This window comes from Trichocoleus sp. ST-U2, from assembly GCF_039961875.1.
Lineage (GTDB): Bacteria > Cyanobacteriota > Cyanobacteriia > Cyanobacteriales > FACHB-T130 > FACHB-T130.
Genome location: NZ_JAMPJY010000009.1, coordinates 37,968 through 58,242, shown reverse-complemented (window position 1 = coordinate 58,242; position 20,275 = coordinate 37,968). Strand labels below are relative to the sequence as shown.

The 20,275-nt window shown below is 46.8% G+C and carries 16 protein-coding genes; 11 read left to right on the top strand and 5 right to left on the bottom strand.

Annotated features, from left to right (window positions below; genetic code table 11):
* The first annotated feature begins 9 nt into the window (after nt 1-9).
* From NC996_RS08355 to NC996_RS08340, 4 genes are all read left to right on the top strand, one after another.
* Nucleotides 10-1,089, top strand: a complete 1,080-nt coding sequence (locus NC996_RS08355; RefSeq protein ID WP_190412627.1) for a phage tail protein — start codon at nt 10-12, stop codon at nt 1,087-1,089.
* 61 nt (nt 1,090-1,150) lie between these two features.
* Nucleotides 1,151-2,410: a DUF4159 domain-containing protein gene (locus NC996_RS08350; RefSeq protein WP_190412628.1), complete on the top strand. Its 1,260-nt coding sequence runs from the start codon at nt 1,151-1,153 to the stop codon at nt 2,408-2,410.
* 230 nt (nt 2,411-2,640) lie between these two features.
* Nucleotides 2,641-4,806 carry a hypothetical protein gene (locus NC996_RS08345; protein WP_190687932.1) on the top strand — a complete coding sequence of 722 codons (2,166 nt, stop codon included), beginning with the start codon at nt 2,641-2,643 and terminating at the stop codon, nt 4,804-4,806.
* A 105-nt stretch (nt 4,807-4,911) separates the two neighbouring features.
* The gene (locus NC996_RS08340) at nt 4,912-7,788 is read left to right on the top strand and encodes a hypothetical protein (protein WP_190687929.1); all 2,877 of its coding nucleotides are present in this window, start codon (nt 4,912-4,914) and stop codon (nt 7,786-7,788) included.
* Between the two features lie 464 nt (nt 7,789-8,252).
* On the opposite strand, the gene NC996_RS08335 is transcribed toward NC996_RS08340, so the two are convergent.
* Entirely contained in the window at nt 8,253-8,567 is a 315-nt protein-coding gene (locus tag NC996_RS08335) for an RNA-binding protein (protein ID WP_190412631.1), read from the bottom strand.
* Between the two features lie 457 nt (nt 8,568-9,024).
* Between NC996_RS08335 and NC996_RS08330 the strand changes: the two genes are divergently transcribed.
* The 7 genes from NC996_RS08330 (at nt 9,025) to NC996_RS08300 (ending at nt 16,104) form a co-directional block, all read left to right on the top strand.
* Nucleotides 9,025-10,281, top strand: a complete 1,257-nt coding sequence (locus NC996_RS08330; protein WP_190687926.1) for an MFS transporter — start codon at nt 9,025-9,027, stop codon at nt 10,279-10,281.
* A gap of 340 nt (nt 10,282-10,621) precedes the next feature.
* Nucleotides 10,622-12,484 carry a biosynthetic-type acetolactate synthase large subunit gene (gene ilvB, locus NC996_RS08325; protein ID WP_190427129.1) on the top strand — a complete coding sequence of 621 codons (1,863 nt, stop codon included), beginning with the start codon at nt 10,622-10,624 and terminating at the stop codon, nt 12,482-12,484.
* A gap of 318 nt (nt 12,485-12,802) precedes the next feature.
* The gene (locus NC996_RS08320; RefSeq protein ID WP_190427127.1) at nt 12,803-13,432 is read left to right on the top strand and encodes a Crp/Fnr family transcriptional regulator; all 630 of its coding nucleotides are present in this window, start codon (nt 12,803-12,805) and stop codon (nt 13,430-13,432) included.
* A 24-nt stretch (nt 13,433-13,456) separates the two neighbouring features.
* Nucleotides 13,457-14,077 carry an alpha/beta hydrolase gene (locus NC996_RS08315; RefSeq protein WP_190427142.1) on the top strand — a complete coding sequence of 207 codons (621 nt, stop codon included), beginning with the start codon at nt 13,457-13,459 and terminating at the stop codon, nt 14,075-14,077.
* 228 nt (nt 14,078-14,305) lie between these two features.
* The gene (locus NC996_RS08310; protein WP_190412635.1) at nt 14,306-14,518 is read left to right on the top strand and encodes a DUF2555 domain-containing protein; all 213 of its coding nucleotides are present in this window, start codon (nt 14,306-14,308) and stop codon (nt 14,516-14,518) included.
* Nucleotides 14,519-15,733, top strand: a complete 1,215-nt coding sequence (coaBC, locus tag NC996_RS08305; RefSeq protein WP_190687924.1) for a bifunctional phosphopantothenoylcysteine decarboxylase/phosphopantothenate--cysteine ligase CoaBC — start codon at nt 14,519-14,521, stop codon at nt 15,731-15,733.
* 11 nt (nt 15,734-15,744) lie between these two features.
* The gene (locus NC996_RS08300) at nt 15,745-16,104 is read left to right on the top strand and encodes an S-adenosylmethionine decarboxylase (RefSeq protein WP_190687922.1); all 360 of its coding nucleotides are present in this window, start codon (nt 15,745-15,747) and stop codon (nt 16,102-16,104) included.
* A 79-nt stretch (nt 16,105-16,183) separates the two neighbouring features.
* Here the strand turns inward: NC996_RS08300 and NC996_RS08295 are convergent, their stop codons facing one another.
* Genes NC996_RS08295 through NC996_RS08280 form a run of 4 tightly spaced genes read right to left on the bottom strand, consistent with a single transcriptional unit; the run spans nt 16,184 to nt 20,145 of the window.
* A complete protein-coding gene (locus NC996_RS08295; RefSeq protein WP_199303240.1) occupies nt 16,184-16,957 on the bottom strand; it encodes a DUF350 domain-containing protein in 774 nt (257 codons plus the stop codon).
* A gap of 42 nt (nt 16,958-16,999) precedes the next feature.
* The gene (locus NC996_RS08290; RefSeq protein WP_190687919.1) at nt 17,000-18,052 is read right to left on the bottom strand and encodes a peptidoglycan bridge formation glycyltransferase FemA/FemB family protein; all 1,053 of its coding nucleotides are present in this window, start codon (nt 18,050-18,052) and stop codon (nt 17,000-17,002) included.
* Nucleotides 18,045-19,508, bottom strand: a complete 1,464-nt coding sequence (locus tag NC996_RS08285) for a spermine synthase (RefSeq protein WP_190687916.1) — start codon at nt 19,506-19,508, stop codon at nt 18,045-18,047. The genes NC996_RS08290 and NC996_RS08285 overlap by 8 nt, the downstream gene beginning before the upstream one ends.
* 7 nt (nt 19,509-19,515) lie before the next feature.
* Nucleotides 19,516-20,145 carry a DUF4178 domain-containing protein gene (locus tag NC996_RS08280; protein ID WP_190412641.1) on the bottom strand — a complete coding sequence of 210 codons (630 nt, stop codon included), beginning with the start codon at nt 20,143-20,145 and terminating at the stop codon, nt 19,516-19,518.
* Nucleotides 20,146-20,275: the final 130 nt, after the last annotated feature.

Here is a 20,275-nt window from a genome sequence, read left to right as displayed (position 1 = left end):
CCACAGACCATGACTCAAAGCACGTCGCACGGTAAAATCTTACACCTGACACTCACCCCCATGCAGCTTGCCGAGGCAGTTCAGCCAGTGGGGGCGAGTAGCACGGCTAATGCCCTGGCACTCAGTGGCAGTGTCAGTACCGAAGGCATGACGAGCAATCAATTGCTCGTGTATCCAGGCGAACCCAGTGAAATGGTGGTGCAGCTAAAAAACCTGGGAACCCGAATCCTAGACGTGAGCCTGCAACTTGAGGGCAACTTTCCAAGCCAATGGTGTCGCATTGGGATGGAGGGGCATGAAATTGCTCCAGGTCAGCAGATGGATGCGGTGTTATATTTCCAAATCCCAACCAACTTCTTTGAGAATAACCAGTCTTTGGAGTCGGGCGAAACCCTAGTCGTTGATTATCATAGCCGCCTTTATGTGTACTACACAGAGCTAGGAGGAACTGGAGGGATTGCTACACCAGGTCGGCAACTAATTGAATCCGCAGCTTTCAACCTTTATGTACGTCCCCGCAGTCTCTACCTGGATTTTTTGCCCAGTCTCTATCGGGAAGTAGACTTTATTGGTCGCTTTTTAAAGATTTTTGAGGAGACTTTTGAACCCGCAGTGCAGTCGATGGATCTGTTGTGGGCTTACTTAGATCCTTTGACTGCGCCGACGACGATGCTACCCTTTCTAGCCCACTGGGTAGCATGGCCGATGGACCCTCGATGGAGTCTAAATCGGCAGCGATATCTGATTCGTCAGGCGGTAGAACTTTATCGCTGGCGAGGAACGCGACGGGGGTTGCGGCTCTATCTACATCTCTATACAGACTTGCCACTCGATGAGCATCTCCCTGAAGAAGCTGATAAGCACATTAGTATTGAAGAAATCTTTGGTAAAGGTTTCCTTTTAGGGGAAACCCGCCTTGGCGAAGACTCCATGTTGGGCGGTGGGCGTCCTTATCACTTCATTGTACGCCTGCGACCTGAGCGACCTGGTCAAGTTGATGAAGGATTGGTACGGCACATCATCGACCAAGAAAAACCTGCTTTCTGCACTTACGATCTGGATATCGCAGAGGTAATCGGTAGTGGGTAATCTGAGTAAAAAAACCATGAGTCATTAATAATTAGCAATCATTAATTAGCCATTAATCATTATGTTTCCACCACCCCCAACGAATCCTTTAGAACGTCTCCAAGTTACTGATGGTCTGTTGATGAATGCCGACCGTTGGCGTCGGGCACATGAGTACCACCGACAGAGACAGAATATCCATTATCAGTCGCTCAATCAGCCAGGAATTGTCTGCGGTTTAGGCGTGCGCTTGATCGCAGCACCAGCGGAAGTCGCGCCGCAATTCCGGGATGGACGTTGGGTACAAATTCAGCCGGGAATTGCGATTGATTTAGCGGGAAACCCGATTGTTGTTTCCGAACCGATTGAATTTCGGGTGTCGGGTGAGACGCTGACAGAAAATCCTCAGATGGTTTATCTAGCGATTAGTTATGTAGATCCGGAGAAATTGCGCCGGAAAGAGTCTCGTGAATTTGAAAAGGAAACCTTCCGGTTAGATGAAAAGACCACTCCACCGAGTGAAATGGAAGTGGAATTGTGCCGAATTTTTCTGCAATCTGAGTCCGAGGAATTAGAGAATCCCAAGGATGTATTTTTTCCGACAGTTAATAGCTTAGATTTACGTTATCGAGCGATCGCGCGATCGCGTCCTCAAGCAGTTGTCCGCGTTGCCCAAGTCACGCAGCAACAACCTGCCGATGGGCGCAGTTTTTCCAATCTTTCGTACTTACTCAATTCGGTTCCTGCGCTTTACCCAAGCTTACAGGGAGCGGATCAGATTGGACAAGTTCCCTTTTTGGGTGCCGAAAAGTCTTTGCCGCTTGCCGCTTTAGGCTATGACCTACTTTACTTCACGGGTCGTCAGGCACTCTATCTGAACGATCGAGAATTTGAAGCCCTGAAAAATTATTTAGAGACAGGGGGTATCCTGCTAGTCGATGCTGCCACCGATGCCATAGAACTGATTGAGAGCATCATGGCGATCGCTCAACAACTCGGAACTCCCTTAGAGGATATCAAACGCTTGAGCCGAAATCATCCCTTGCGGACACAGCCTTTCTTGTTTGCAGCCTTACCTAGTTTAAATCAACAGCCCATTCAACTCGGCTATGGAGGAGGAATTATCTTAGTCGTTGGCAATCTCTCAGCAGCATGGGGATTAGATGACAAGCTTTTACTACCGCGAGAAACGATTCGTACCGCCCAAGAATTGGGAATAAACCTTCTGCATTTCGCATGGCGCAAACGGCAACTCACCCAATTATTAAGAGCAGATAATCCTGTGTCAACCGTTGCTAAACCGTCTGTCAAACAAGCGATTTTTGACAAACTACAATTTTAAAAGATTCTCTACTCCAAACACAAACTAGGCATCTTTCCGGTGTTCTTATTTTTTGCTAGCAACGGCTAACAGTTATTTAGATATCTAGGTACTAAAGTAATTCTAATGAACTCATAAAATTCTCTCTTGTTTCCTTCTTCCTTAGCGCTATTCGTGTCTTCGCGGTTCATAAAAAAAGGTAGTTTTCCTCAATTAAATAAGACTGCTATCGCTAAAAAGGTATATTTTCGATGGTAAATAAAAGTTTAATCTACGCTAAATTATCCACCCAGCTACTTCGATACAAACCGGGAGGGATACCCGCTGCCTTTGAAGTAACAGTTACGAATGAAAGTAATCAATTTGCAACTTTTCAAGTAGAACTACTAGCCGCTGGTGCTGACTCTAGTTTATCTAATTCCTGGTATAAACTATCTCCAGGAATTAGCGCCAAAACACCCCCTGGAGATAGTACAAAGTTTTATGTAGCGATTACTGACACGCCCGTTCCTGGGTTTGTCGGCAAAATGAATATCACCGTCCGCATCTTCTCAATGGAACTGCGGGAAGAAGAAAGACAACTTCTGAGGATATCCATTGAGCAGGGAACTGGCTCTATCCCCATGCAGGTTGAGCTGCCAGTCCGAGAATTTGTTGTTCATCCGACAGATTTGATCGAGATACCAGTCTGGGTATACAATCCCAGCCAACTGTCCACCAACGTCGTGCTACATTTTGCGGGCATAGAGCCGACTTGGCTAGCCGAGAGTGCCGAACGACGGCTGCAAGTTGCACCCGGTAGCAAGGTAGAAACAAGTTTCTTATGCCAAATACCCATTGCCACCCTTGCTCCCAGCCAGGTATACCCTTTTTCCGTTGAATGTACTCAGCACAATGGTCCTCCATCAAAGAATGCAGGAGCCATTAAGGTTGTTGCTGCGGGATTTATAGATTTCAGTTGCACCCCAGCCTTACAGCAAATCCCTCCATCGCGGAATTTGCTGCCGAGATGGAAGTCTAACTCCGCAACTTACAAACTCAATTTTGAGAATGCCAGCAATTTAACTCAGCAAGTAAGTTGCGAAGTCAATGCGGAAGATCGGCGGAGATTCCATTTGCAGATCATCCCTGAAGTGGCAGACCTGAAGCCAGGTGAGACGACTCAATTACAGCTAGTCTGTACGAGGAAACGCCGGTGGTTGGGTTCAGTTCAAAGATTTCTTTTGGAAGTTAAGGCGATTGTGTCGGATGAGCGCTTAGATGTCCGAAATGACACCCAAATCTTGAAACTGCTTGTCCGGCCAGTTCTCCCTATCTGGATGCAGTTAACTGGATTAATCTTGCTGCTTTTCTTGCTCTGGGCGCTGTCGTGGCTAAACCCTTACAACCCATTTTGGGGACACAAAGCTTCTGTCACGTCGGTGCAATTTAATGGACTCGGAGAGCAACTCATTACTGGCTCGAATGACCAAACCGCAATTAGATGGCGCACTTCAGGCTTTCTGAATCCCTTGCTTAATCAACAAATGGGAGTTGTGGGAAAGGCGGGTAAAGCTGTGCGGGTCATCCGCTATAAACCAGTAGACAATGATGTGGTTGCCGCAGGCTTGGAGAATGGAGAGATCCAGCTATGGAATGTATCGGGAGAAAGAAAGCAACCGATAAATTCTTTCTCGTTCCAAAAGGACGATCGGGTTTTAGCTCTAGAATTCACCAAAGACTCGCGTTATCTATTGAGCGGTCACGGGAGTGGTTTAGTTGCAGTGTGGGATGTGGAACGCGACCTCGACAATCCTAACGCTACCAATCAACCGCTGCGAGGGAAGAAATTTGATTTTGTCGTGAATGCTCTGGCATTGGTGGGAAAAGCGGATAAAAACCTAGCGATCGCAGGACGCTTCAACCAATTTGTCGTCTGGAATTTGGCAAAAGACAAGTGGGGGCGCGTATCCTATCCTCGCCAAGGAGGTCAGGAAGATTACATCGTCAGCTTGGATAGTGCTGAATACAAGCCGAATCTTTTAGTCACTGCTGATAACCAGGGGTACATTACCTTATGGAATATGCAAAAATGTCTTGCCGAGCAGGGACCTTGTGAAGTTTTGGATGAATGGTCGGATGGTCATGGCGGCAAGTCAGTTCGCTCGGTAGCCTTGAGCGCAAATGGTTGCTACTTGGTGAGTGGAGGGGATGACGGACGAGTGATGCTTTGGCCTCTGACTGCTGAAGGTAAGCGGGATTCTCAGTTAAAAGGCAGAAAAATCGATGGCTCGTTTGGTCAGTCTTGGCATATTAATAGTGTAGATATTAAGACGGTCGGAAACTCTATCTTTGTGCTGAGTGGTAGTGACGATACTGAAGTGAGGTTAAAACGTGCGGATCGGCTACCCCAACTACAGTGCGACCAACAAAACTGAGGTGAAAAAACGGAGAACTGAGCGAGAAGCCTCACTGAGTTTTCAGCCGTGTAGAGACGCCGATTTATCGCGTCTCCTCAGTCCTTATTTCTGGGGAGGGAAACAATGACAACGAGACAACCGTTCGATGCTGGTTCCTTAGAGAGACAGGATGAAAAAGCCGGTGGTCTCACAATGGTCGATGTCCTGACGCTGCCTGAGTCCCAGCGACAGATCGTGCAATGGATGATGCGTAAAAAATCCGAAGTTAGTCTGGCTGAGGTGGCAGATCGTACAGGCTCAGGGGAAGACGTAGCGATCTCGCTGTTGGACGATCTGGTTGCTCAAGGCTTTGTACAGGAGACGGAAGTAGCAGGCGAATTACGCTATCGGATGCGTCTTGCTGCCAAACGAGGCGCTCAGCAGTTACCTAAAACCATCCACCAAGCGCTGGCTCCCGGTAATCCCCTCGCGGTGATCCTCAATCCTTCCGGAGACTACGCCCTCGTCGCCGGAGCGACCTTCGATCTCTGCATCACGGTCAGCAACAAGGGCAATCAAAGCGCCTTAATTGATATTTTTATCGATGAAGTATCCCAACCGCTCCGTCAGTGGTGTACTTCTCCCCATCAGCGACTGGCGTTAGGTTCCAACTCTACCAGCGAGGTCATCTTTCAGTTTCAGGTGCCAGTCGAGACGAAACCGGGCACCTACCCCTACCTGTTGGTCGTCGATGCGCCGCAGCACTACCCGGAAGATACCCCGATCCGCCATCAAGCGCGACTTCAGGTTTTACCGCCGATTGAGACTGCCATTCGGGTTAGCGATCCTACCTTTAGTCTTCAGCCAATCACCAGTTCTGCGGTTCCGGCTCGTCTCCAACCCGGTTCGCTGTTGCAAGTTGTGGTGAACGTACACAACCGCTCTGCCAGAGTCGATCGGTTTCGGCTGATGTGCCCGGATTTGGACGAGAAATGGTTTAGCGTGCGTTATCCGGAAGGGCTAGAGTCGCCGGGACTGGTGACAACGACGACAGGATTAGACCTCAACCCCGGAGATACTGGGCAAATTCTGCTGGTGTTAAACCCGCCAATGGACGCGCTGGCAGGAACTTACTATCCTACCGTTCGCTTATATTCTGTTAACAATCCAGACTTGGTATTGCTGGATGTCATTTACCTAGAAATTCTCCCGACTTACCTTCTGACCATAGAATTCCGCACCCTGGTCGGTAAGGTGAGACGCCTATCCGGATTGTACGAACTCAGATTAAACAATGGGGGCAACACCTCGCGCGAGGTTATCCTGCGAGCCAAAAGTTTGGATGAGGAGGATGTGTGTTCTTACACGGTCTCGCCTTCCTTGATACGGATAGCGCCTTTTTCCTTAGCCATCGCCGAAGTTCAGGTAAAACCGCTTAAGTGGTGGCGTCGCCCTCTGTATGGGGGAGGGAGGTTGATCGGCTTCGGCGTTGAAGTTGAAGATACGCAGCAGTTGCCCTTAATTAATGATGCCCCACAAGGGACGTTGTATTGGGAACCCCGTCCTTGGTGGCAGTTCCTGTTGGTACTACTGCTTTCTTTAGGAATTCTGGTAGCGATCGCTTTCCTGATTTGGTTGATATTTTTTAAGCCAAAGCCGTCGCCAAAAATTCTTCAATTCAGCTCTTCAGATGCTCTCTATCAAGCATCTGAAGATGACTTAATTCGTCTGAGTTGGCAAATTCGCCACCCAAATCAGATTCAGTCGCTCTTGCTCACCGGGCAATCGCCTGACGGTACAGCTACCGTTGAACCCATTTCTTACGATTTCCGCCAGGGTGTTCCAGAGCAACTCAAGTCATTTTGCGCGATTCGTCAGGTTTTAATCTGCAAAAATGTGCGGACAGATGCCCGCAAAGCCGGTGACTATGTTTTTGAACTGAAAGTCTTCTCCAAAAAAGGAAAAGATGTCGCATCGGATACGCTGAAGACCAGTCCGATCAAAATTGAACCGGAGCCTCCCCCAAAAATTATCGAGTTTTCCTCTACAAGACCGATTTATGCAGAAGTCCCTGGTAAGCCCACCAATGCCAATAAAATTCACCTCAATTGGAGAGTCGTGAATCCAGAGCAGATCAAAGAGTTGCAGTTGATCGGGCGCTCACCTGACGGTACGGTAAATAGTGTATTGAAGCGGTTTGACTTCAGCAAAGGTGTTGCAAAGGGTTTGGCAAAATACTGTACTGCCGAAGCAGCGCTAATCTGTAAAAATGTGCCTACAGATGCCCGCAAACCAGGAGACTACATCTTTGAAATGATGGTCGTTCCCAATACAGGACAACAGGAACCATCAGATTCCAAGAAGACGGATGCGATTAAAATTACAGCCCAACCTTCGAGAATTGTTAATTTTAAAATCAACAATCAAGAAGCTTTACCCAAATATATTGTTCCAGTCAATCAGGTAAAACCTGGTGAAATTATTAAAATATCTTGGAAAGTAGAAGGCGGCAGCAATATTAAAGTTGAGCTGCTTCCGGCACCCGGTACGGTTCCCGTTCAGGGCAGTATCCCCTACACTCTCAGTCAGAAACCGGGTAGTGAAACGATTACGCTGCAAGTCACCAATGGAGCTGGCGAACAAATTAGCAGAGCGGTTACCATTGAAACTTTTGAACTGCCACCCCCACCGCCACCTGCTGCCTTAGCCCCGGCTCCACCTACCTTAGTCCCCGCTCCACCTACCTTAGTCCCCGCTCCACCTACCTTAGCCCCGGCTCCAATCGTCCCACCGCCGCTGCCCCCAGCGCCCCCTCCCGGAGCAGCGGGTGCCCCCGCCGCAACCTCTGCCCCTGGTACCCCAGAGGCTTCTGGCACGGGTGCCCCTGCTGCCGGTACTCCTGCTGCCGGTACTGCCACTGCTACTCCTGCCGCTGGTACTCCTGCCAATCCTGCTACCGTACCAACCCCCAGCGAACCAGGTTCGCTCTCGCCCTCTGAATTACCCCCCCGTCCTGACTGACTGAATTAACGGCTGGGTAAGTAAGCGAATGTAATTCAATTGAAGATTTTTGGAGGTGGGATTGACCTAGCAAGCCCAACACTTACAGGGGTGACGCGATCGCTTAGCCCATCCCACAAATAATTAATCCTGCTTACTGACTAGGTCTTGGGGTTGGGAGCAATGTATTTAATTAGCTTTTCCCCCTTACGGCTCTGTCAATCTTAATTAAAGGAGTAGGGAATTTGCGACTAAAAAGTTTCTAAAACCCGTCAAAATTTTATTGAATCAGCACTACTTAATACCTGATGCCAACAAAAATGTAAAGGAAGGTTAACAATTCAGGATTTTAGAAATGTCAGCATTTTTAAATAAAAATCCACTGCTAGAACGCCCATTCTATATATAGAAAGTAAAAACAGCGTGGAGCAGTGGAAGTGTCAATCTGCTGGAGACTAGACTTGTTAATGTTTTTGTCTTAAAACTTAGTAGCGCCGAGAGAAGCCACCGCTACTGGGTCTGCGATTACCACCGCCGCCGCCAGAGGGTCCTCTATCTTCACGAGGTTTGGCTTTGTTAACTTTCAAATCTCGACCCATCCACTCCGCTCCATCTAGAGCTTCAATGGCAGCCGTTTCTTCAGCTTCAGTTTCCATTTCTACAAAACCGAAACCCCGTGGGCGGCCTGTCTCGCGGTCAGTGGGTAGCTGAACCCGCTTAACAGTTCCGTATTCGGCAAAAACTTGGCTGAGGTCTTCTTGGGTGACGTCGTAGGATAGGTTGCCTACATAGATTGACATGGAAGTATCTCGCTTTCTGCAGATGGTGTAGAGACTTAGATTCGGAGAGACGCCTGTCAACGTAGACAACCAACTCACTTAGCCGAATTAAATTCTCAGTGATTAACTTAGCACAGGATCGGGCTTCAGGCATTCGCCATCAAGGAAAACAATATGAAATTTGTCAAGGGAATGATTTCGTAATTTAAAGAGTGACAATTTTCTGCGAAGCATTGCGGTTTATACACAAGGTAAAAACAACAGCTATACAGGGGTTCTAACCGCTACGGATGCGGGAAAAGTCATGGGTTTTGGAATCTTTACGAGACTGGATGCTTCTTAGCATATAGAGTGGGATAGCGATTATGGCAGATGTGGCTTTTAAGAACTTTGACAAAAAGTGGCTACTCGACTGGCACAAGTGACTCTCGCCAGCGCACACTTAAAGATGTACTCAAGAGGCTCCTGAACTCTTCTTATGTTTCCAGCTGAACCTCCGGCTTCTGGTAGCGGCTTTCGCGCTCTGATGAAGAATCGGCCTTTTCTCATTCTTTGGGTAGGGCAGATCGTGTCTCAGGTAGCAGACAAGGTCTTCTTCATTTTGTTGATTGCGTTGCTGGAAAACTATCAGACGTCGCTGATGGGGGCAAATTCTATGCGTTCCGCCATCATGGTAGCTTTCACACTACCTGCAATCTTCTTTGGCTCAGCTGCCGGTATTTTTGTAGATCGCTTTCCAAAGAAGCAAATTATGGTGGCTTCTGATTGGATTCGCGCTTTATTGATACTATTGCTTCCGATATTGCCAAAGCAGTTTTTAGTTCTCTTAGTAATTACGTTTTTGCTCTCGACAGTTACGCAATTTTTTGCCCCAGCAGAGCAGGCGGCGATTCCCCTATTGGTCAAGCGCGAAAATTTAATGACAGCAAACGCGCTGTTTACAACCACCATGATGGGGTCTCTGATTGTCGGTTTCTCTGTGGGCGAGCCGCTGTTGAGTCTAGCCGGAACTTGGGGGGGAACCTATGGTCAAGAATTCTTGGTGGCGCTTCTGTACCTGTTGGCTGCTGGTCTCAGCCAGTTAGTGAAAGTCGTAGAAGCTCCGATTCCGATTGAGTCGATCGCAGTTCATCCTTTGCAGGATCTTAAGGAAGGCTTCCGTTATTTATGGAAAAAACGCCTGGTTCGGACTGCGATGGTACAACTGACGATTCTATATTCGGTGTTTGCGGCTTTAACTGTACTGGCAATTGAGCTGGCAAAGGAAATTGGTCTCAATGAGCCGGGTCAATTTAGCTTTTTATTATCCGCTGCTGGGGTGGGTATGGTCTTTGGTGCGGGGGTGTTGGGGCATTGGGGCGATCGCTTCCACCACAAGCCTTTGCCTCTATTGGGTTTTTTGAGTATGGGCTTTGTGTTGGGTGTGTTTACGTTGACGACAAATCTCTGGATGGGCTTAGGATTAAGTGCGCTGTTGGGGCTGGGTGCCTCGCTCATTGGCGTACCCATGCAAACTCTGATTCAAGCCTCAACGCCAGAAAATATGCGCGGCAAAGTCTTTGGGTTTCAGAATAATGCTGTCAATATTGCGCTGAGTGCGCCGCTAGCGATCGCTGGCCCACTTACGGATCAATTTGGTTTGCGAGGCGTTCTTTTGGGAATGAGCATTATTGTGAATATCGTTGGGGTCTGGGCGTGGCTCAGTACCCGTAATGTTTTGGAAGATGTCATCTAGCTTGAGAGGACTGAGGAGTAACATCTTGTAGCCAGTCCTTCCTAGAAACGCCTTTGCCTTTTGCTGGGTAAGGGGACGCGCTCAGCGTTACAACCCGATTGAAGGCGCGTTCATTAAGTCAGCCGCCCTTAGCCAGTATCCTTGGCGCACCTCCTTCTTGGTGGCGTGAACCGAAACAATAAACCTTAAAGTCATAGAAAATAAACACTCGCGAGTTTTTGGGGGGTTAATCCCTCGACAGGAATTGATATCAGGATTAGACTTAAGAATTAAACCCCTATTTCTAATGCTGAATTAGATAGAAATCTTAAAAAAGAACGTAGCTATAGTGAGAGGTTTCATGGTGCGATCGCAAAGCGTCTCGGAAAAAGAATCAATACGTCAAATGAGCAGCCGCAGAACAGGTGCCTTTGCCCTGATTGACAGTCTGAAGCGTCACGGTGTTGAACATATTTTTGGCTATCCGGGTGGTGCAATTCTGCCGATATACGATGAACTGTATCGGGCACAAACGGATGGCGGGATTCATCACATTTTGGCAAGACACGAGCAAGGCGCGGCTCACGCGGCGGATGGTTATGCTCGTGCCACCGGCAAGGTGGGGGTCTGTTTTGCCACGTCTGGCCCTGGGGCAACGAACCTAGTGACAGGCATTGCGACAGCCCACATGGACTCGATTCCAATGGTGGTAGTCACGGGGCAGGTGGCTCTTAACGCGATTGGCAGCGATGCGTTTCAGGAAACCGATATTTTCGGAATTACGCTGCCGATCGTGAAACACTCCTATGTTGTGCGCGATCCCGAAGACATGGCGCGGATTGTGGCAGAAGCGTTCCACATCGCCAGTACGGGACGTCCGGGACCCGTGTTGATTGATGTGCCCAAAGACGTGGCATTAGCGGAATTTGACTATGTGCCGGTAGAGCCGGATACGGTGAGATTGCCGGGATATCGTCCTACAGTGAAGGGCAATCCTCGTCAGATCAATGCAGCGTGTACCCTACTTCGTCAAGCACGCCAGCCGTTGCTCTATGTGGGCGGAGGCGCAATTACATCTGGTGCCCATGCAGAAATTCAGGAACTGGCGGAACTCTTCCAAATCCCCGTAACAACCACGTTGATGGGAATTGGTGCCTTTGACGAGAACCATCCCCTCTCCCTGGGAATGTTGGGGATGCACGGCACCGCCTACGCTAACTTTTCAGTCAGCGAGTGCGATTTGCTGATTGCGGTGGGAGCTAGATTTGATGACCGCGTGGCGGGTAAGTTGGATGAATTTGCTTCTCACGCCAAGGTCATTCATATTGACATTGACCCCGCAGAAGTCGGAAAAAATCGCGCTCCGGAAGTTCCCATTGTCGGCGATGTGCGGAACGTGTTGATTGACTTGCTGCGCCGATGTCAGGAAACCAACGCGGCTTTTGAGCCAAATCAAACGAAAGCATGGCTGGAACGCATTAATCGCTGGCGGGAAGACTATCCCCTCGTGGTTCCCCAATATCCCGATAGTCTGGCACCGCAAGAGGTGATTTCAGAACTAGCGAATCAAGCTCCCCAAGCCTACTACACGACAGACGTGGGTCAGCACCAAATGTGGGCGGCGCAATTTCTCAAAAATGGGCCGCGTCGGTGGATTTCCAGTGCTGGTTTGGGCACGATGGGGTATGGGATGCCAGCGGCGATGGGTGCTAAGGTAGCGCTGCCAAACGAACAGGTGATTTGTATTAGCGGCGATGCCAGTTTCCAGATGAATTTACAGGAACTGGGGACGCTGGCACAATACGGCATAAATGTCAAGACCGTTATTATCAATAATGGCTGGCAGGGAATGGTGCGTCAGTGGCAGGAGGCGTTCTACGGAGAGCGTTACTCGTCCTCAAATATGGAAGTGGGGATGCCGGATTTTGTGATGCTCGCTAAGGCATTTGGGATTAAGGGAATGTCGATCCGCGATCGCTCGGAACTGAAAGATGCGATCGCCGAAATGTTGGCTCACAACGGCCCCGTTTTGCTGGAAGCCCAAGTTAAACGGGACGAAAACTGTTACCCAATGGTGGCTCCTGGCAAGAGTAACGCTCAAATGATTGGCTTGCCAGAACGCCGCAAGTTGGAAAAAGCCACAGAGCTAGTCTATTGCAGCGGTTGCGGTGCGAAAAACATCGCCAGCAACAACTTCTGTCCGGATTGCGGCACCAAAATCTAAGGGTAATCAGTGATTGGTGATGAGTTTTTGACCAATTACTGATGGATTCTTAGCGTTTGGATTACCGATTTTTTCCCTTGGAATATTAAACAGAGACTGGCTATCAATCGCCAGTCTCTTTATTTTCAGGGTGAATCTGGAACAATTTAGATGCGATCGCCTTTACCCTTCAAAGGTGCGATGGCACCATCTAAAAGGATTCGCACACTGTTTTTTAAGCCTTTAGTAATCAAAAGATTACTTATCCTTTACCTTTGGGGGTTACAGTGGCAGTGGCTATCCATCGCCAAATTTTCATAGCTGGAAATAATTACAGCCATGCCTCCAACTTCCAAAGCAGTTCTAGCAATCGAGCAATACGATCCCAATGAAGGGCGTCGTTTGCATTTTTATGCCAAGGGAGACCTAATTCCCCTCGTGCCACAGGGCATTTGGCAGATCGATCGAGGTTTGGTGCAGCTGAGTACCCTTTGCCCGAATGGTGAAGAAGTGTTGCTGGGTTGGGCAGGAACTGCAACATTCTTTGGTCTTTGGATGACCTTGCTGCAAGCCTATCAGGCAACGGCGCTCTGTGATGTCTACTTAAGATGGTTTTCAGTCACAGAAATTGAAGCTTCCCCACGTCTATCTCAGATGATTTTGCCGCAAATGGGACGACGGATGCGGCAAGCAGAGGCACTTTTAGCCATTGTCGGACAGCGACGGGTCGAAGATCGCTTGCAGCGACTGTTGTTGCTGTTAAAAAAAGAAATCGGTCAACCTGTGGCGGGTGGAACTCGTCTGGGGGCACGCCTCACCCATCAACATATCGCCAGTGCCATCGGTACCACCCGCGTGACAATCACGCGATTGCTCAGCAAGCTACAGCAGCAGGGATCGATTAGCCTGGATTGCGATCGCCACATTATCCTAAAAGATGAGAGCTTTGCCAGCATCTCTGATTGGTGAGTCGCATTTGTTAGGAGTAAGCTTCTGTCTCTCTCAGTAATTTCGGTTCCATCGGCAACGAATCAACAGCCCGCTGGGTTGATTGTCGTATTGCATGGCTTTGGAGGGAATGCCCAACAGTTGGCATCCTTAGCCCCATTTTTGAATTTACCGGAGTATCAGTTTTTGGTGCCCGATGCCCCTTTTACAAATCCCTATGTAGCGGGGGGGCGAATGTGGTACGAATTTGGAAAGCCAGGAGGTTCGCAGTCTGCGGATTTAGTCAAAAGTCAGCAAATGCTAACTGAGTGGCTCAAATCTTTAGAAAGTTCTACCGGAGTCCCTCTTTCACGCACAATTTTGTGTGGATTTTCTCAAGGCGGAGCAATGACGCTGGATGTAGGATTGAATTTACCTTTAGCGGGTTTAGTCGTGTTGAGCGGCTATTTGCATCCTCTCTCTCCAAAACCTGATGCGACTTATCCACCTGTATTAATTTTGCATGGGAGACAAGATTCTGTGGTGCCGCTGAGTGCTGCCCAGAAGGCACGGGACGCTTTAACAGCACTAGGAATATCGGTACAATACCAGGAATTTGATATGGGGCATGAGGTTCAACCGGCAGCTTTAGAAGTGATGCGGAAGTTTGTCAAGGCAAATATCTGATCGGCGCTAGCCGCTAATAGCAGTCGTCAGAGTGAAATGGGTAGTGGGTGTCGAGTCTTCCCTTCCATTCCCCATTCCCACTCGGTGAAATCTCCGGTTTAAAGCTAGTAGACCCGCTAACTTGACGTTTTTTATATTAAGCGATCGCCAGTAATGGCGTTAAGATAAAATGGTTTGTTGCATCTGTATAATACATGGCACAGATGCAGATTGAGGGAGGCGCGGTCAATGACAACTGTTAGCATTTCCAACCGGGATATTTCTGCTGTAACGGCAACTGAAGTGGAACATCTGGCTGTACGGCTAGAGCAAGATAATTACACCAATCCTTTTGAAGGATTGGATGATTGGCATTTGCTCAGAGCGATCGCTTTTCAACGTCCAGATTTAGTTGAACCCTACCTCTACCTACTGGATTTTCAACCCTTCGATGAAGCTTAAATGCAAAGTGGCAGACGAGTTCTCATAGGGATAGGCGGCGGTATCGCCGCCTATAAAGTTTGTGAGGTAATTTCGGCGCTTGCGAAAACTGGGGTGGAAGTTCGGGCGATTCTCACGGATTCGGCTCAAGCATTTATCACTCCCCTAACCGTAGCAACGCTGTCCCGTCATCCTGCTTATACGGATGAAAATTTCTGGCAACCGACACGCGGACGCCCTTTGCATATTGAGTTAGGAGAATGGGCAGAGGTTTTTGCGATCGCTCCTCTAACTGCGAATACCTTAGGCAAGTTGGCTTATGGTTTCGCTGACAATCTGCTCACGAATACCGTCCTCGCTTCAACTTGTCCAGTGCTGTTAGCACCGGCAATGAATACGGATATGTGGGAACAGGTGGCAGTGCAACGCAATTGGCAACAGGTATTCGCAGATAAACGCTATCACGGTGTTGGTCCCGGTGCTGGACTGTTAGCTTGCGATCGCGTCGGTGCTGGACGTATGGCAGAACCTGCTGAAATTTTGCCGCAAATTACATCTCTATTGCACACTGGAGGGAAGCGAGATTTAGCCGGAAAACGAGTTTTAATTAGTGCTGGAGGAACGCGAGAGCATCTCGATCCGGTGCGCTTCATCGGCAATCCTTCGACTGGCAAAATGGGATTCGCATTGGCACAAGCTGCACTGCATCGCGGCGCATCTGTGACGCTGGTGCATGGGCCAATGGAGACGCCATTAATCGCCTCTCTACAAAAAGTGCAATTGATTAGTGTGATGAGCGCCCAGCAGATGCAGCAGGCGATGTTAGAGTGTTTTCCCGATGCCGATTTGATTGTGATGTCGGCGGCGGTGGCAGATGTGAAACCCGCCGAGTATAGTACCCAGAAATTGCCGAAGCGATCGCTTCCCGCTTCCTTACCTCTAGAATCTGTACCCGATATCGTGGCAGAATTGGCGAGTCTCAAACAGCCGCATCAAACATTAATTGGATTTGCCGCCCAGACTGGGGATATTGTTACGCCAGCCTTGGAGAAGTTGCAGAAGAAAAATTTGGATGCCATTGTTGCCAATCCCATCGATCAAGCCGATGCTGGTTTTGGCAGCGACAACAACCAAGCCGTATTTCTTGACAATCAAGGGCGCAAAGTAGAGATTGAACCCTGTAGTAAATTGCAGATGGCTCACGCTTTATTTGACTTTGTTCAAGGTGCTGGGTAAAAGGACAAGCGGTGCTTAGATCCCATCATTTTTCAGCGATTCTCATCGCTTCTCCATCTATTTTTGATTGGACAGAAGCCGATTTCTTAGATTCATTAAAAAGTGCGGCTCAAGATGCCCATTTAACTCCCGTTGGTCAGCTTTCTTTTACTTTTCAACCACAGGGAATATCAGCAGTTCTCTTACTGGAAGAATCTCACATCGCCTTGCATTTTTGGCCTGAAGAAGGGAAAGTTACCGTTGATATCCATGTGTGTGATTATCAGCAGGATAATTACGAAAAAGCAAAAACTCTTGCTGAATTACTTACTTTGGAGATTGGCGACAATTCCAATAATGAGCAGTGGAAATATTTCTGCGTTACTGGTTAATTTAAACAGCCCAAGCGATTAAAAATGAAGCCGCAATATAAGCAAAAGCTTCAATTAGTCCAGCACCCAAGTTCGGGATTTATTGACGTGCAATTTCGTCTGATATTTTTACTCCTGGCACTAAAATTAAATCTGCTACCCAGCGAATTACAATCAGTGAGGCTAAGCAAAATAGGAGTGTTAAACCATATTGAGTAAAACTAATTACCCAATTTTGAAACTCGGCGGCAAATGCTACGCGCACGATATTACCTGTGGCAATAAGTAAGCCCGCTAACGCCACACCAGCAGCAGGATTATTGCGCCTTTCAATCTCTCCAAATACATTGTATTTAGTGACACGAGGATAGAGAACGCTCACCAAAACGAGTACGCCTAAGCCAACGATCCAGCAGACAAACCCTACCAGCCAAGTGCCACTTTCCCCGCCGAGTGCGGCGCTGAGAATGAGTCCATTAGCGATGTGATTGCCAAATTCTACAGCAGCAGCGCCTGTGTTCCGTTCTTCAAGAATTTCGCGCTTACAATCAAAGCAACGCAAAATTAAGCGATCGCCTACCCAAGCGCCAGCCAACATGAATAAAATGACTGTTGCGCCATAGCTTACCAAATTGAGTAATTTGTCCTGCCAATTGTCTGAAGGTTGTCCTAAAACACCACCTAGTGCAATGACGATGCCGAGGTAGTATCCGACAAGAGCGATCGCTACGGCTGGATTATCCTTAACAAATAGTTCCAAGTTTAATTCTATGCGACGAAATAGTTTTTGGTAAGCGAGTTGTCCCAGCCAGAACAACCCAAAGCCTACGACTAGCTCTAGAAGAATAAATCCTAGTTGACTAACTTGTTCCACTACTTAACTCCTTCTCAATATTTGTTTATTATTCAATTAATTTTATGTTTTTAAGTGTTTTAATAAGCCAATCATTGTATCTGCTAGTTGATCATAAAAAAAGTAATCATGAGCACCGATAGTTTTTACTGGTACGCCACCAAACTGACTTTTAAAATAGGAAAATTTTGCATAGCTATGATTAGGATCGTGAGTAAAACCATAGAAATCATAGAAAGTGCAACCGCGTGATTTTGCCCGTTGCATTGCAGCCCAGTGTAAACTGTAAGTTGCCATGACTTCCGGGTGTTCAAAACTACGTCCGCCGTAGAGATAAGTTGCGCGATCGCCCCAATAAACAACTAAGATAGCTGCTAATATTTTTCCTTGCCAGATTGCGAAACCTAGCTCTGCCATATTTGCCTTAAACAAGGTTTGGCAAAGATTAATGAAAAATTTGTAGGGTTCACCAAAAAACTGCTGGCGTTTTACCGTTTCCCAAAAAATATCGTAAAACACAGGAATTGCCTGTGAGTCTTTTCTAAATTCAGTTTCTACACCATGACGCCAACTCAAACGCAAATTATATCGTCCTTTTGGCTTCATAGTTGCTAACATTTCAGTTTCTGTTAATTGTAAATCAATTAACAGAGTTTCCGAGGGCAATAAATCAACGGGGGCACGCATAAACCCGGAAAGGCAATCTAGTTTTTGCTGCCATAAGGGTTCAATTCGTAGGGCAACCGCTCCTATTTTTTTAGCTAAAGATACCGCTTCTTTCACTAATATCTGCATTCCTTCTTTTTCCAATTTTTCAGGTAGCAGAGGGGCACCGGGAGCAACTAATAAATTGGCTTTATTAGGATGGGGATAAAAATAAAAAATGCATCCTCCCAATAATTCTTGCTTGTAAAATAGACCATAACGGAAGGTTTTGTATCCTTCCAATTCTTTGAAATCTGCCCAAGCCCAAGACTGCATAAAGCATCCTGCGGGAGCAGTTTGCACAAGCAAGTCCCAATGATGGCGTTCTTCTGAATTTAGTAGTCTAAGGGTTAAAGATAATTCTTCTAATTGAATTTTGTGCCCATTATTTACATCTAAAATGTCAGTCATTATTCGAGCGATTTGTTAATAAGTTTATCAACCAAATACCACCAGCCGCCGTCAAAACAAATCCTATAGTTCTATTAAACCAACTCCAGTCTCCTTCGCTATAATAAGTATTTCCTCCCGAATAGCCGCTAGAGCCAGGAGAATGGCTACTTCCTGAATAGTATCCCTTGGCAAACACAGCATCTGGAGATGCTAAATTGGCCATTAATAAAGTTACTGAGAGCATCATAATAAATTCTGCTGCTCGTGGTGATAGCGTTAAAATTTGCTGTCCAGTGCGGATTTTATCAGACAATTGTTTTAGTTCAGCGGCAATCTGAGGCGGCAGTTCTTGAGCACGTTCTAAAATACTTCCCAATAAACGTGATAAATCGATTTCTGATAGTAATTTTTGAAGGTGGGCTAACCATTCTGCTGTCATCTTTGGGTTGTGATAAGGATGTTGTACCGGCAATAGTTTGCTAGTATCTATCTCATTACCCTGAACTTCTTCTAACCACCTTTGGGCGGTTGATTCTAGCTGAAGGAGATCCCGCAACCCTACCAGTCCAGTTCCAGCTTCTTCAATGTCTAAAAAATTAATGGTTTTTTCATCAATTGCTTCGATAATTTGAGGCGATTGAATATGAGGATTTAGTAAGTAGTAAAATAGCTGCGGGCAATCCAGGGTGTGAATATTGATGCTGTGGCGGCTATGCGCGATCGCATTCTCAAACTCAAACACTTTTAGCAGATTTTTAAGCGCGATCGCCTGTAAATTTTCAGGTAGGGTAATTCCTTCTATTTCAGAACGCTGAATTGCAACTGGAGACGCTAAGAAGAACCCCCAATTGCCGTAATCATGCCGCTGAAAGGATGGAATTGCTAGTTGTAAAGGCTTTGCCATCAATCCGGCAGCTAACAAGGTTTGATATAAACACCAAAAACCTGTTGTCCGATTTTCTGGAGAAACACCATTCGTGCTAATAATTCCACCTGGATAAAGAACCCGGCTAATCGTTTTAAACCATTCTTGGCTGTATATCGCCGTATCTTCTGTACAACTAGGATAAGTGAAATCGCAAATAATAACGTGATAAGATTTTTCCTTGAGTGTCGATAAAAACTCAAAAGCTTCTTGCGTGTAAATTGTTAAGCGATCGCTTTCTAAGCTTCCCTCGTTAAAATCCTTAAATACCCTTTTCCCTAGTTCTAAAACTTCTGGGTTGTAATCCACTAAATCAACGTGACTAACTTCCGGAAAGCGCAACACATCCCGCGCAGCTAATCCATCCCCACCGCCACAAATCAAGATTTGCAACTCTGTGTGAGGAAATCGTTTGACTGCTAGTGCTACCGATGGAATCACTAAATACTCGTGATAAATGGCTTCATCAGCGGTATCAAATTGCAAATCACCATTGATATAAAAAGCCAATCCGTTGTTATGTTGTTCAATAAATAAAGATGTAGGCATTTTTTTACTAGCCGAATACCATCAACAATATTCCGCAAGCCATCATGAAACTGGCTACTAATGCTTGGAAAATCACGCTTTCCAAAAAACTCTTCTTCGCTCCTCGTTCAATGTGAGAAAAATCTTCTGGTTTTACTATTTTGGTAGAGTAAATATGTCGTTTGCCATCAGGCCAAGCTTCAATTGCTAAATTCCATTGATGATCCTTGTCCCAATAATCCCACGTAATTCGAGATGTCTCCTCTTCATCTCCTTCATAATTACCCTTGGTTGATGATTCAAAGTAATAGCGTTTACCCAAGGCTTGTAATTCTGGGTAAGGCATTTTTCCTCCTTGCATATCGTGCCAAAAACGAATAGCCAAATTATTCAGTGATTCTGGTTCAAATATCTTAGGGTCTGAAATTTCTTCGGCAAGATACCAATTGACTAAGGATTCAGGATTTTGCGGATCAATTTCTCGTAGCAAGTAGTATTCTTTTCCTGCCTGAGATTTTAGCAACCACTCCGTTGTTTCATATCCATAGGAATCGTCATAAGTGCTGTATTCTTTAATCTGCCACTGAACGCCATAATATTTTATGCGATCGCCTGGACGTAAATTTTCAAGTTGAGTTTTCGTAGTAATGGGATACATAAAATTTTGCTCTGCTAAAATTTTGTTTGAATGTAGAAAAAATCTTGAGTTTAAGTTTATTTTATTAAAATAATATCCGGCATTTTTGCTGGTTAATAGAGCGACTTAGCGTAGGCAGCATTTATTATAT

Bases quoted from the DNA above. Each gene is read 5' to 3' on its own strand.
- NC996_RS08310 (WP_190412635.1), top strand. From the start codon at position 14,306: ATGACAACTGTTAGCATTTCCAACCGGGATATTTCTGCTGTAACGGCA.
- NC996_RS08280 (WP_190412641.1), bottom strand. From the start codon at position 20,145: ATGTATCCCATTACTACGAAAACTCAACTTGAAAATTTACGTCCAGGC.
- NC996_RS08350 (WP_190412628.1), top strand. From the start codon at position 1,151: ATGTTTCCACCACCCCCAACGAATCCTTTAGAACGTCTCCAAGTTACT.
- NC996_RS08285 (WP_190687916.1), bottom strand. From the start codon at position 19,508: ATGCCTACATCTTTATTTATTGAACAACATAACAACGGATTGGCTTTT.
- NC996_RS08340 (WP_190687929.1), top strand. From the start codon at position 4,912: ATGACAACGAGACAACCGTTCGATGCTGGTTCCTTAGAGAGACAGGAT.
- NC996_RS08335 (WP_190412631.1), bottom strand. From the start codon at position 8,567: ATGTCAATCTATGTAGGCAACCTATCCTACGACGTCACCCAAGAAGAC.
- NC996_RS08290 (WP_190687919.1), bottom strand. From the start codon at position 18,052: ATGACTGACATTTTAGATGTAAATAATGGGCACAAAATTCAATTAGAA.
- coaBC (WP_190687924.1), top strand. From the start codon at position 14,519: ATGCAAAGTGGCAGACGAGTTCTCATAGGGATAGGCGGCGGTATCGCC.
- ilvB (WP_190427129.1), top strand. From the start codon at position 10,622: ATGGTGCGATCGCAAAGCGTCTCGGAAAAAGAATCAATACGTCAAATG.
- NC996_RS08320 (WP_190427127.1), top strand. From the start codon at position 12,803: ATGCCTCCAACTTCCAAAGCAGTTCTAGCAATCGAGCAATACGATCCC.
- NC996_RS08330 (WP_190687926.1), top strand. From the start codon at position 9,025: ATGTTTCCAGCTGAACCTCCGGCTTCTGGTAGCGGCTTTCGCGCTCTG.
- NC996_RS08355 (WP_190412627.1), top strand. From the start codon at position 10: ATGACTCAAAGCACGTCGCACGGTAAAATCTTACACCTGACACTCACC.
- NC996_RS08345 (WP_190687932.1), top strand. From the start codon at position 2,641: ATGGTAAATAAAAGTTTAATCTACGCTAAATTATCCACCCAGCTACTT.